Consider the following 12301-nt stretch of genomic DNA (forward strand, 5'->3'; position numbering starts at 1 on the left):
AATTCAAGTATCGTGAAAGCCATTGTTGCATAACCGGGCCTGGCGGATTCACGGGCCCGAGGCGATCTGCACTGCGGCAGGAAGCGATGAGAGACCGGACGGACATCCAAAATGGCGCGCGACCGCTTCCGCACCACCGGATATGTTGCTATTATTTGCCGACCGACTGGTCGGTTAATTTTTTCGGGCCGCAACATCTTCCGGCAACACCTTCTATATAGAAGAGAGAAGAGGGGCCGCGCGGTCCGCTACCAAGCCCCGCCGCGATACGCCCGGCGCAGGCCACCAGCCACCATCCTAGGCAGGAGACAACGATGCCAGACATGCCCCCTCAGGCCAGCCTGACTTCCGGCCCGGTATTGCTCGCCTGGCACGGCCAGGTCGCGGTCGTCACGCTCAACCGCCCCGACAAGCTCAACGCCTTCACGCGCGAGATGCATGCGGTGCTCCAGCAGGCGCTCGACCACGTCGAGACCGGCGGCGCCCGCGCGCTGCTGCTGACCGGCGCCGGCCGCGGCTTCTGCGCCGGGCAGGACCTGGCCGACCTGGACTTCACCCCGGGCGCCATGACCGACCTGGGCGAGCTGATCGACGTCTGGTTCAACCGGCTGATCCGCCGCCTGCAGAAGCTGCCCCTGCCGGTGATCGCCGCCGTCAACGGCACCGCGGCGGGCGCCGGCGCCAACCTGGCGCTGGCCTGCGACATGGTGCTGGCGGCGCGTTCGGCCAGCTTCATCCAGGCCTTCGTCAAGATCGGCCTGGTCCCGGATTCGGGCGGCACCTGGCTGCTGCCCAGGCGCGTCGGCATGGCGCGCGCGATGGGCCTGGCCATGACGGGCGACAAGCTCAGTGCCGACGAAGCCGAGAAATGGGGCCTGATCTGGGAAGCGATGGACGACCCGCTGCTGCCCGAGCAGGCGCTGGCGCTGGCCACGCACCTGGCGGCGCAGCCCACGCGCGCGCTGGCGGCCATCAAGCACGCCATGCAGGCCGGCGCGAGCCAGGGGCTCGATGCCCAGCTGGACCTGGAGCGCGACCTGCAGCGCGAGCTCGGCGCCTCGCATGACTACGCGGAGGGCGTGAGTGCCTTCCTGGAAAAGCGCGCGCCCCGCTTCAGCGGGCGCTGAATCACCGGCTCCACCCGCTCCACCCGCTTCCCCGCCCCACCAGGAGACCAGCTTGACCCACACTCCCCAGGCCCTCGCCGAAGCGGCCGCCGCCAGCATGTACGAAGCCGACGCCTGCAGCCGCTGGCTGGGCATCACCCTCGAAGCCGTGCGCCCCGGCTACGCGCGCCTGTCGATGCCGGTGCGGCCGGAATTCCTCAACGGCCACGGCATCTGCCACGGCGGGCTGATGTTCACGCTGGCCGATTCCACCTTCGCCTTCGCCTGCAACAGCCACAACATCAATACCGTAGCGGCCGGCTGCAGCATCGAGTTCCTCAAGCCCGTGCACGGCGGCGACCTGCTCACGGCCGAGGCCACCGAGCAGGTCCTGTCCGGGCGGCACGGCATCTACGACATCCGCGTGACCAACCGCGCCGGCGAGACGGTGGCGATGTTCCGCGGCAAGTCCGCGCAGATCAAGGGCCATGTGGTCGCCCCGCCCGGGCCGGCACGGTAAGCTCCCCGTCGGCACACCCGCCACAAGAAAGAACGCAAGCCAGAAACACAAGCCCCCGCGCAGGAGACACCATGAGCACGCGCCTCACAGATCTGCCGCTAGAGCCGATCGAGACCGCCGGCCGCGACGCATTGCAGGCCTTGCAGCTCGAACGCCTGAAATGGTCGCTCGACCATGCCTACCGCAACTCGCCGGTCTACCGCCGCAAGTTCGACGCCGCCGGCGTGCATCCGGACCAGTTGCGCACGCTGGCCGACCTCGCCCGCTTTCCGTTCACCGCCAAGCAGGACCTGCGCGACAACTACCCGTTCGGCATGTTCGCCGTGCCGCAGGACCGCATCGCGCGCATCCATGCCTCGTCGGGCACCACCGGCAAGCCCACCGTGGTGGGCTATACCCTGCAGGACATCGACAACTGGGCCACCGTGGTGGCGCGCTCGATCCGCGCGGCTGGCGCGCGGCGCGGCGACAAGGTGCACATCAGCTACGGCTACGGCCTGTTTACCGGCGGCCTCGGCGCGCACTACGGCGTGGAGAAGGCCGGACTTACCGCGATCCCGTTCGGCGGCGGCCAGACCGAGCGCCAGGTGCAGCTGATCCAGGATTTCAGGCCCGAAGTCATCATGGTCACGCCCAGCTACATGCTGGCGATTGCCGACGAATTCGAGCGCCAGGGCATCGACCCGTCCTCCACCTCGCTGCGCGTGGGCATCTTCGGCGCGGAGCCGTGGACGCCCGAGATGCGCCTGGCCATCGAGAAGCGCATGGGCATCTCGGCGGTGGATATCTACGGGCTGTCGGAAGTGATGGGGCCGGGCGTGGCCAGCGAATGCGCCGAGACCAAGGACGGCCCGACCATCTGGGAAGATCATTTCTACCCCGAGGTGATCGACCCGGACACCGGCGAGGTGCTGCCCGACGGCGAATTCGGCGAGCTGGTCTTCACCACGCTGAGCAAGGAAGCGCTGCCCATCGTGCGCTACCGCACGCGCGACCTGACCCGCCTGCTGCCGGGCAGCGCGCGCGGCGCCTTCCGCCGCATGGAGAAGGTCACGGGCCGTTCGGACGACATGATGATCATCCGCGGCGTCAATGTGTTTCCCTCGCAGATCGAGGAACTGATCCTCAAGCACGCCGAGCTGGCGCCGCACTACCAGTGCGTGCTGACCAAAGACGGCCACCTCGACGTGCTGACCGTGCGCGTGGAGTGCGCGCACGGCGTGGACCCGGCCGGCACGCAGCAGGCCAGCGCCCGGCTGACCTATGACATCAAGGCCTATATCGGCGTGACCGTGGGCATCGAGATCCTGCCCGCGGGCGGCGTGGAACGCTCGGTGGGCAAGGCGCGCCGCATCGTCGACCAGCGCCCGCGCTGAGCGGACGCCACGCCGGCCGCGCCGGGCCGCTTTAGCTGCGCGGCATCAGCACCCACATGCGGCCGCCCTGCTTCATGCGGCCGGCCGCCTCGCCGGCCGCGTCGCCGGCGCCCCAGAAGAAGTCCGCACGCACGCCGCCCTTGATGGCGGAGCCGGTGTCCTGCGCGAACATCAGGCGCTGGATCGGCTCGGCCGACAGCGGCCTGGTGGTGGACAGGAAGACCGGCACGCCCAGCGGGATCGTGGCCGGGTCGACCGCGATCGAGCGCTCCGCCGTGAGCGGCACGCCCAGCGCGCCGACCGGGCCCTCGTTGGTCGGCGGCAGCTCGCGGAAGAACACGAAGCGCGGATTGACGTTGAGCATCTCTTCCACGCGGCCCGGATTGGCGCGCGCCCAGCCCTTGATGCCCTGCATGGTGGCCTGCGCCGGCGTGATCTCGCCGCGGTCCAGCAGCCACTTGCCGAACGAGCGGAACGGCTGGTCGTTGGTGCCGCCGAAGCCCACGCGCATCATGGTGCCGTCCTGCAGGCGGATGCGGCCCGAGCCCTGGATCTGCAGGAAGGCGGCCTCCACCGCATCGTCCACCCACACCAGTTCCTGGCCGCGCAGCGCCGGGTTCTGCAGCAGTTCGCCGCGCGCCGGCAGCGGCCGGTTGCCCCACTGGGGCGGCTTGCGGTAAAGCGGAATCTGGTATTGGCCCTGGCGCGTGCGCGAGCCGTGCAGGATCGGCTCGTAGTAGCCGGTGATCAGGCCGTTGTCGGTGCCGTCGCCGTTGACCACGCGGTACGGCTGGAAGTTGGACTCGAAGTAGGCGCGCATGGCGCCCAGGTCGCCGGCATCGACCATCAGGCCGATGGCGCAGACGCGGTTCCATTCGGCACGCTTCTTGAGCGCCTGGCAGCTGGCCTGCAGCGCCGGCCACGCGGCGCGCACGTCGTCCTGGCTCCAGCCGCCGATCTCGGCCCAGCTGGCGGCCTGCAACTGGCCCTTCTGGCCGGAGGCGGCGGGCGGCGCCGCGGGACGCGTGCCGGCGGGCGCCTCGATGCGCGGCGGCGGCCCGCTCATGCAGCCGGCCAGCAGCGCCGCGGCCGTGGCCAGCGCGAGCCAGCCGAGCCGGCGCGCGCCCGCGGCGCCGGACACGGGCGCCGGCAGGGAAAAGGAGAAACGGGGAAAGGAATGCGGATAAGCCATCTTGTTTGGGTAAGAACGCGGAACCGCGAGGCCGGGCGCATCTGCCGATGCCCTACAATGCCCAGCGTCGCCTCCAAGTGATCCTGCCATGAGCCAGTTCTTCGAAGCCCATCCCATGCTGCTGTTTGCCCTCGAGGCCGGCGTGGCGCTCTTCCTGCTGATCTTCATCGTGGTCTGGACCATGGGCACGGCGAAGAAGAACCCGCGCCCCGCCCGCGCGCCGGACGATCATCCCTCGCGCGCCGGCCAGGCCGGCAGCCAGCCCGCCGCCGGCGCCCCACAGGACCAGGACAGCACGCCGGGCCGCTAGGTTCCGCGCGGGCGCTTCTGCCTGCGCCTGCATCCTGCCGGTGTCAATGGAGCATGCGCGGCAGCACCAGCGCAAACTCGGGAATCGGCACCTCGAAGCGGTGGCCGTCCTCGGCCACGCAGAAATACTCGCCCTTCATCGAGCCGATCGGCGTCGAGATGGTGGCCCAGCTGGTGTATTCGAAATGCTCGCCCGGCTTGAGCAGGGGCTGGTGGCCCACCACGCCAAGGCCCGCCACTTCCTGCGTGCCGTTGTCGCTGTCGGTGATCACCCAGTGGCGCGAGATCAGCTGCGCGGCCACTTCGCCGGTGTTGTGGATGGTGATGGTGTAGGCGAAGGCATGGCGCCCGCGCTCGGGGTCGGACTGGTCGGCCAGGTACTGGGTACGCACGGCCACGGAAAACGCGTATTCGCTCATTGTCGGCACATCACGGCAGGATAGGGTAGCCGCATTGTGCGGCAAGGCCGGGGGAGCGGCAAGCCGCGGCGCCGCCGGCCGGCTGCGGTCCCCCGCGCGGGAAGGGTAAAATACCGGTCTTCGCGCTGGATTTGCGCTGAACGCACCCCCACGAGCCGCCGCCATGAGCACTCCCGACTACCGCATCGCCCCGTCCATCCTGTCCGCCGATTTCGCCCGCCTGGGCGAAGAAGTCAAACGCGTGACCGCCGACGGCGCCGACTGGATCCACTTCGACGTGATGGACAACCATTACGTGCCGAACCTGACCGTGGGCCCGCTGGTGTGCGAGGCGATCCGCCCGCACGTGACGGCGCCGATCGACGTGCACCTGATGGTGCGCCCGGTGGACCGCATCGTGCCGGACTTCGCCAAGGCGGGCGCCAACATCATCACCTTCCACCCCGAGGCCAGCGAGCACATCGACCGCACGCTCACGCTGATCCGCGACCACGGCTGCCAGGCCGGCCTGGTGTTCAACCCGGCCACGCCGCTGAACTACCTGGACCACGTCATGGACCGCCTCGACGTGATCCTGCTGATGTCGGTCAACCCCGGCTTCGGCGGCCAGTCCTTCATTCCCGAGACGCTCAACAAGCTGCGCACCGTGCGCCGGCGCATCGACGAGTACGCCGAGCGCACCGGGCGGCGCATCCTGCTGGAAGTGGACGGCGGCGTGAAGGTGGACAACATCGCCGAGATCGCCGAAGCGGGCGCCGACACCTTCGTGGCCGGCTCCGCCGTGTTCGGCAAGCCGGACGCCGACGGCGGCTACAAGGGCGTGCTGGGCGCCCTGCGCGCCGAGCTGGCCAAGGTCGCCAAGGCCGGCCAATGAGCACGGCCCGGCTCAAGCGCACCGACTGGCGCGGCATCCGCGGCGTCATCGTCGACCTCGACGGCACCATGGTCGACACCGCCGGCGACTTCCATGCCGCGGTCAACGCCATGCTGGCGGCGCTGGCGCACCTGCATCCGCATCTCGGCCCGCTGGCGCCGCTGGGCCGCGAGGAAATCGTCAGCTTCGTCGGCAAGGGCTCGGAAAACCTGATCCGGCGCGTGCTGGACGCGCGCCTGTCGCCGGCCCACGCCAACGGCATGTTCGCCGACGCGCTGGCGCTGTACGACCGCGAATACCTGCGCATCAACGGCCAGTTCTCGCAAGTCTACCCGGGCGTGGCCGAGGGGCTGGCCGCGCTCCGGGCGGCCGGCCTGCGCCTGGCCTGTGTCACCAACAAGCCACATGACTTCACCGAGCCGCTGCTTGCCAAGACCGGGCTGGCGCGCTTTTTCGAGCTGGTCTACGGCGGCGACGCCTTCGCCCTGCGCAAGCCTGATCCGCTGCCGCTGCTCAAGGTGGGCGAGGCGTTCCGGCTCGAAGCGGCCGAGATCGCCGCCATCGGCGACTCGGAAAACGATGCCCTGGCGGCGCGCGCGGCCGGCATGGGCGTGCTGCTGGTGCCCTATGGGTACAACCATGGCAATCCTGTACAAGGCGTCGACGCCGATGGTATAGTCGATTCCATTGCCCAGGCCGCAGAGGTGCTTACCGCACATCGAGCACACCAAGCACATCAAGCGACCTGAGCAGCCTCCCGCGGCGCCGGATATTACCCACCGTTCCATCCGGACCGCCGCATCCAAACCGTAAATCGCTGAACACGATTTCATGTTCCTGAACCGCAAGCGCATCTCTTCTGGCAGTGATCGGCAGGCCTGGCCCTGGCGTCGCTGGCGTGCCTCCCAACAGGCGTAAAGTGCGTTCGCGAGTCTCCTGACCGCCCCCCTCTTCCCGGATCTGCTGCATCTGCGATGCACTAACATGGAACGGGGCCGGCCAGACCGGCAGGTTGCCGGACCTTCACAGATTTCCCCAGCCGCCCGACGTCCCAGGCCTTGCGCCTGCTGTCACCCGAACGCGCTGCACGCCTACCCCGGCCGTGCGCGGACTGCCGTTCCGCGCCAGGTCTTCCCGGGGCGGGTCTGACGACCTTCCAGCCCCAAGTTGCCGACATCGCGGCGAGCGCACAGCCCAGGGCACCGCGCCGCCGCACAAGAGGATCGACATGACCGAACTGGAATTCAAATCGCTGGCCGAGCAGGGCTACAACCGCATCCCGCTGATCGCCGAAGCCTTCGCCGACCTGGAAACGCCGCTCTCGCTCTACCTCAAGCTGGCGCAATCGCAGACGCGCGGGGTCAACACCTTCCTGCTCGAATCGGTGGTGGGCGGCGAGCGCTTCGGCCGCTACTCCTTCATCGGCCTGCACGCCCGCACCCTGCTGCGCGCCCACGGCATGCGCACCGAGGTGGTCACCGACGGCCGCGTGGTGGAAACCCACGAAGGCAACCCGCTCGACTTCATCGCCGACTTCGAGAAACGCTTCAAGGTGGCGCTGCGCCCCGGCCTGCCGCGCTTCTGCGGCGGCCTGGCCGGCTACTTCGGCTACGACGCGGTGCGCTACATCGAAAAGAAGCTGGCCAACACCCGCAAGCCGGACGACCTCAACCTGCCCGACATCCAGTTGCTGCTGTGCGAAGAGCTCGCCGTGATCGACAACCTGTCCGGCAAGCTCTACCTGATCGTCTACGCCGACCCGACCACGCCCGAGGCCTATGCGCGCGCGCGCCAGCGCCTGCGCGAGCTGCGCATGAAGCTGCGCCAGCCCGTGGACGTGCCGGTCACCAGCCCCTCGGTGCAGACCGACGTCTTCCGCGAGTTCGACAAGGCCGACTACCTGGCCGCCGTGCACAAGGCCAAGGAATACATCATGGCCGGCGACATGATGCAGGTGCAGATCGGCCAGCGCCTGGTCAAGCCGTACCGCGACGCGCCGCTGTCGCTGTACCGCGCGCTGCGCTCGCTCAATCCGTCGCCGTACATGTATTTCTACAACTTCGGCGACTTCCAGATCGTGGGCGCCTCGCCCGAGATCCTGGTGCGCCAGGAAACCCGCCGCAGCGGCGGCAACGGCGACCAGCGCGAGGACCACATCGTCACCATCCGCCCGCTGGCCGGCACGCGCCCGCGCGGCAACACGCCGGAGAAGGACGCGCAGCTCGCCACCGAGCTGCTCAGCGACCCCAAGGAAATCGCCGAGCACGTGATGCTGATCGACCTGGCCCGCAACGACATCGGCCGCATCGCCGAGATCGGCTCGGTCAAGGTCACCGACCAGATGGTGATCGAGAAATACTCGCACGTGCAGCACATCGTCAGCTCGGTGGAAGGAACGCTCAAGCCCGGCATGAGCAACCTCGACGTGCTGCGCGCCACCTTCCCGGCCGGCACGCTGTCGGGCGCGCCCAAGGTGCACGCGATGGAAATCATCGACGAGCTGGAGCCGCGCAAGCGCGGCATCTACGGCGGCGCGGTGGGCTACCTGTCCTTCGGCGGCGAGATGGACCTGGCCATCGCCATCCGCACCGGCATCGTCAAGGACGGCAACCTCTACGTGCAGGCCGCCGCCGGCATCGTCGCCGACTCCGACCCCGAAGCCGAATGGAGGGAAACCGAAGCCAAGGCGCGCGCCGTGATCCGCGCCGCCGAGCAGGTCCAGGATGGCCTGGACTCGGATATCTGACGGCCAGCGCGCCGCGGCCGCGCTACATCCCCCACCGCAGCGCCGGCGTATGCACCGGGCTGTCCCAGTGGCGCAGCATCTCGTCGTCGGGCACGCATAGCGTGACCGACGCGCCCGCCATCTCGAGCGAAGTGGTCAGCGCGCCGACCAGCGCGCGCGCCACGCGCAGGTCGCGCTGCTGCAGCCACGAGCGGACCGAATTGAACAGCAGGTAAAGCTCGCTCAGCGGCGTGCCGCCCAGGCCGTTCACCAGCACCAGCAATTCGGCGCCCGCGCGCGGCTTGAGGTCGTCGACGATGGCCGCGAGCAACTCGCCCGCGATGGCGTCGGCCGGCGCGAAGCGCGCGCGGCGCCGGCCCGGCTCGCCGTGGATGCCGACGCCGACCTCGATCTCGTCTTCCCCGATCTTGAACGTGGGCGTGCCCGCCGCCGGCACGGTGCAGCTGGTGAACGCCACGCCCATGGTCGCGGTGCGCTTGTTGATGCGGTCGCCGAACGCCTTGCATTGCTCCAGGTCGGCGCCGCTTTCCGCCATGCTGCCGACCAGCTTCTCGACGATCACGGTGCCCGCCACGCCGCGCCGCCCGGTGGTGTAGCTGGAGTTCTCGACCGCGACGTCGTCGTTGATGAGGACCATCGCGTTGGGCACCTCCGACATCTCCGATGCCATCTCGAAGTTCATCACGTCGCCGGAGTAGTTCTTCACGATGAACAGCACGCCGGCCCCGGTATCGACCGCCTCGGCCGCGGCCATCATCTGGTCCGGCGTCGGCGAGGTGAAGATCTGCCCGGGGCAGGCGGCATCGAGCATGCCGTAGCCGACAAAGCCGCTGTGCAGCGGCTCGTGCCCCGATCCGCCGCCCGACACCAGCGCGACCTTGCCGGGCCTTGGCGCCTTGCGCCGCACGAACACCGGCTCGCTGTTGAGCGTCACCAGATCGCCGTGCGCGGCCGCGAATCCGGCCAGGCTCTCGGCCAGGAAATCGTCGACGTGATTGATGAATTTCTTCATGGTCTCTACTCCTTGCCGTCGGCCGGCCGCGCCAGCCATTCGCACACCGCCTTGATCATGAGCTGGCTCGAGCGCGCGCCCGGGTCCAGGTGGCCGCGCGAGCGCTCGCCGAGGAACGACGCGCGCCCCTTGGTGGCGACCATGTCGCGCGTGGCCAGCATGCCCTGCTCCGCCACGCGCGGCAGTTCTTCGAGCACGGCGCGCGCCGATGCGCCCGCCGCCGCCAGCTCCTCGCCGCGCCTGGCCACGGGAATCAGCACGTCCATCATGGTCTTGCTGCCCACGCCGGTCTTGCCGCGCAGGCCGACCGCGTCGACACCCGCGGCATAGATGCGCACGAATCCCGCCACGTCCGCCGCCTGCGCGGGCACCGCCTTGGCCATGCCGCTGAGCAGCGAATAGAACAGCGGGCCGGACGAGCCGCCCACCGTGGACAACACCTTGGCCGCGGCCAGTTCCAGCGCCGCGCCGGGCGCCGCCGCCTCGATCTCCGCGCGCAGCGAGCGCAGCGCCTCCATGCCGCGCAGCAGGTTGAAGATATGGTCGCCGTCGCCGATCTGCTGGTCGAGCAGCGCGATCTCGTCCATGTTCTCTCTCAACGCCGCGCAGGCCGCGTCGATGCATGCCATGACCGTCTTGCCGTTCATGTCGGGATCCTCCTGCCGTCGGAACGGAAATATAAGAGGCTGCGTGCGGGCAGCGAAACGCCCACGGACTGGCCCGGGCTGAAATTGCGCTCGCCGGCGCTGGTCGCGACCACGGTGGTGCCCTGGTGGTCCAGGATCAGCAGATGCCGCAGCGGCGAGTATTCGAGCACCTTCAGGTCCAGCGCATGGCGCTCGTGCGCCTCGTGCACCACGATGTCTTCCGGGCGGATCGCCACCGTGGCGGTCTCCGCGGGCACCGCCACCGCGTCGAACAAGGCCGGCGGCAGCAGGTTGATGGGCGGCGAGCCGAGCCGCCGGGCCGCGCTCAGAGACGCCGGGTTGCCGTAGATTTCGCGCGGCGTGCCGATCTGCACCAGGCGGCCGTGCTCGAGAATGCCGATGCGGTCGGCCAGCGTGGTGGCCTCGACCTGGTCGTGCGTGACGTACAGGATGGTCGCGCCGATGGCGCGGTGCAGGCGCTTGAGCTCGATGCGCAGTTCCTCGCGCAGCTTCGCGTCGAGCGACGACAGCGGCTCGTCCATCAGGAACACGCGCGGCTCGCGCACCAGCGCGCGGCCGATGGCCACGCGCTGCATCTCGCCGCCCGACAGGTGCGTGGCCATGTTGCCGAGCTTGGGCGCGATATGCAGCATCTCCGCCACCGCCTGCACGCGCGCGCGGATCTGCGCCTCGCCGGTGCGCCGGCGCGGCGCGCGCAGCGGGAACGCCAGGTTGCCGAATACCGTCAGGTGCGGATACAGCGAGTACTGCTGGAAGATGAACGCCACGTCGCGCTCGGACGGGTGCACGGCGGTGGCCACCTCGCCGTCGATCAGCACGTCGCCGGCATCGGGCCGCTCCAGGCCGGCGATCAGCCGCAGCGTGGTGGTCTTGCCGGCGCCGCTCGGCCCCAGCAGCACGACGAACTCGCCGTCCCGCACGTCGATGGACAGGTCGTCGACCGCGGCCACGTCGCCAAACCGCTTCGACACATTGCGCAACTGGATGTCAGCCATGCCCGCCTCCCGCTTGCGTGGCGCCGGGCAGCAGGCGCCCGGACGACTGGTCGTAGAGCAGCGCGCGCTCCCGGCGCAGCGACAGGCCGACCGGCGCTCCCGCCGCCAGCCCCGCGTCCTTGCCGACGCGCGCGCGCACCATGCCCAGCGCGGTCTCGATCATCAGCACCTGGTGCGAGCCGAGGTACTCGTCGGCGACCACCCGGCCGCGCAACGGGCCGCGCTCGTCGAGCGCGAGATGCTCCGGGCGGATGCCGAGCAGCACCCGCCCGGCCGCCTGCCCGCAACGCGGGACCGGCACCGGCGCGCCGTGCAGCAGGACCTGCTCCTGGCCCGCGGCGACGGCGCCGTCGACCGGCAGGAAGTTCATCGGCGGGCTGCCGATGAAGTTGCCCACGAACACCGTCGCCGGATAGTGATAGATCTCGTGCGGCGAGGCGGCCTGCAGCACTTCGCCTTCGTTCATCACCACGATGTCGTCCGCCATGGCCATCGCTTCGCTCTGGTCGTGCGTGACGTACACCGTGGTGGCGGCGAGCGCATTGTGCAGCTTGCGCAATTCCAGGCACATCAGCTCGCGGAAATCGGCATCGAGCGTGCCCAGCGGCTCGTCCATCAGGAATGCCTTGGGCTGCCGCACGATGGCGCGGCCGAGCGCCACGCGCTGGCGGTCGCCGCCGGACAGGCCGCCGGTCTTGCGGTCCAGGATGCCTTCGATGCGCAGCATCCGCGCCGCCGCGCCGACCCGGGAAGCGATCTCATGGCGGGGCACGTGCTCGTTGCGCAGCGGAAAGGCGATGTTGTCGCGCACCGTCATGTGCGGGTAAAGCGCGAACATCTGGAACACGAAGGCGATGTCGCGCTCGCGCGCGCGCAAGGCCGTCACGTCCTCGCCGTCGATCAGGATCCGGCCGGCGCTCGGCAGCTCCAGCCCGGCGATCATGCGCAGCGTGGTGGTCTTGCCGCAGCCGGACGGGCCGAGCAGCACCACGAAGCGCCCGGCGCCGACGGTGAGGTTGGTGTTGCGCACCGCGACGAAATCGCCGAAGCGCTTGTGCAGGTTCGCCAGCGCGATGGTAGCCAT

Annotated in this window: 13 protein-coding genes; 7 read left to right on the forward strand and 6 right to left on the reverse strand. The window is 69.5% G+C overall.

The window, feature by feature from the left end:
* The first annotated feature begins 323 nt into the window (after positions 1–323).
* The 3 genes from paaG (at position 324) to paaK (ending at position 3002) form a co-directional block, all read left to right on the forward strand.
* Positions 324–1127, forward strand: coding sequence for a 2-(1,2-epoxy-1,2-dihydrophenyl)acetyl-CoA isomerase PaaG (gene paaG / locus ACKI2N_RS17265; RefSeq protein WP_420994503.1), 804 nt, complete (start codon positions 324–326; stop codon positions 1125–1127).
* A 52-nt stretch (positions 1128–1179) separates the two neighbouring features.
* Positions 1180–1626, forward strand: a complete 447-nt coding sequence (gene paaI, locus ACKI2N_RS17270) for a hydroxyphenylacetyl-CoA thioesterase PaaI (protein ID WP_420994346.1) — start codon at positions 1180–1182, stop codon at positions 1624–1626.
* 71 nt (positions 1627–1697) lie between these two features.
* Positions 1698–3002 carry a phenylacetate--CoA ligase PaaK gene (gene paaK / locus ACKI2N_RS17275; protein WP_420994347.1) on the forward strand — a complete coding sequence of 435 codons (1305 nt, stop codon included), beginning with the start codon at positions 1698–1700 and terminating at the stop codon, positions 3000–3002.
* A gap of 31 nt (positions 3003–3033) precedes the next feature.
* On the opposite strand, the gene ACKI2N_RS17280 is transcribed toward paaK, so the two are convergent.
* Positions 3034–4194 (reverse strand): murein transglycosylase A, encoded by a 1161-nt coding sequence (locus ACKI2N_RS17280; RefSeq protein ID WP_420994348.1) that lies wholly within the window; start codon positions 4192–4194, stop codon positions 3034–3036.
* Positions 4195–4282: 88 nt separating this feature from the next.
* Between ACKI2N_RS17280 and ACKI2N_RS17285 the strand changes: the two genes are divergently transcribed.
* Positions 4283–4504, forward strand: a complete 222-nt coding sequence (locus ACKI2N_RS17285; protein WP_420994349.1) for a hypothetical protein — start codon at positions 4283–4285, stop codon at positions 4502–4504.
* A 43-nt stretch (positions 4505–4547) separates the two neighbouring features.
* Here ACKI2N_RS17285 and apaG read toward each other — a convergent pair whose 3' ends face one another.
* Entirely contained in the window at positions 4548–4922 is a 375-nt protein-coding gene (gene apaG, locus ACKI2N_RS17290; protein WP_020201965.1) for a Co2+/Mg2+ efflux protein ApaG, read from the reverse strand.
* A gap of 163 nt (positions 4923–5085) precedes the next feature.
* On the opposite strand from apaG, the gene rpe reads away from it, so the two are divergent.
* From rpe to trpE, 3 genes are all read left to right on the forward strand, one after another.
* Positions 5086–5796: a ribulose-phosphate 3-epimerase gene (rpe, locus tag ACKI2N_RS17295; protein ID WP_420994350.1), complete on the forward strand. Its 711-nt coding sequence runs from the start codon at positions 5086–5088 to the stop codon at positions 5794–5796.
* Entirely contained in the window at positions 5793–6545 is a 753-nt protein-coding gene (gph, locus tag ACKI2N_RS17300; RefSeq protein ID WP_420994351.1) for a phosphoglycolate phosphatase, read from the forward strand. The genes rpe and gph overlap by 4 nt, the downstream gene beginning before the upstream one ends.
* A 479-nt stretch (positions 6546–7024) precedes the next feature.
* On the forward strand, positions 7025–8542 hold the full coding sequence (gene trpE / locus ACKI2N_RS17305; protein WP_420994352.1) for an anthranilate synthase component I: 1518 nt from the start codon (positions 7025–7027) through the stop codon (positions 8540–8542).
* A gap of 22 nt (positions 8543–8564) precedes the next feature.
* Here trpE and dhaK read toward each other — a convergent pair whose 3' ends face one another.
* From dhaK to ACKI2N_RS17325, 4 genes are read right to left on the reverse strand one after another with little or no spacing between them, the layout of a single operon-like run.
* Positions 8565–9554, reverse strand: a complete 990-nt coding sequence (dhaK, locus tag ACKI2N_RS17310; RefSeq protein ID WP_420994353.1) for a dihydroxyacetone kinase subunit DhaK — start codon at positions 9552–9554, stop codon at positions 8565–8567.
* 5 nt (positions 9555–9559) lie between these two features.
* Positions 9560–10201, reverse strand: coding sequence for a dihydroxyacetone kinase subunit DhaL (gene dhaL, locus ACKI2N_RS17315; RefSeq protein WP_420994355.1), 642 nt, complete (start codon positions 10199–10201; stop codon positions 9560–9562).
* The gene (locus ACKI2N_RS17320; protein ID WP_420994356.1) at positions 10198–11217 is read right to left on the reverse strand and encodes an ABC transporter ATP-binding protein; all 1020 of its coding nucleotides are present in this window, start codon (positions 11215–11217) and stop codon (positions 10198–10200) included. The genes dhaL and ACKI2N_RS17320 overlap by 4 nt, the downstream gene beginning before the upstream one ends.
* A complete protein-coding gene (locus ACKI2N_RS17325) occupies positions 11210–12301 on the reverse strand; it encodes an ABC transporter ATP-binding protein (protein WP_420994357.1) in 1092 nt (363 codons plus the stop codon). Before ACKI2N_RS17325 ends, ACKI2N_RS17320 begins: the two co-directional genes overlap by 8 nt.

The organism is Cupriavidus sp. 30B13, from assembly GCF_049059565.2.
In the GTDB taxonomy this organism is placed as follows: Bacteria; Pseudomonadota; Gammaproteobacteria; order Burkholderiales; family Burkholderiaceae; genus Cupriavidus.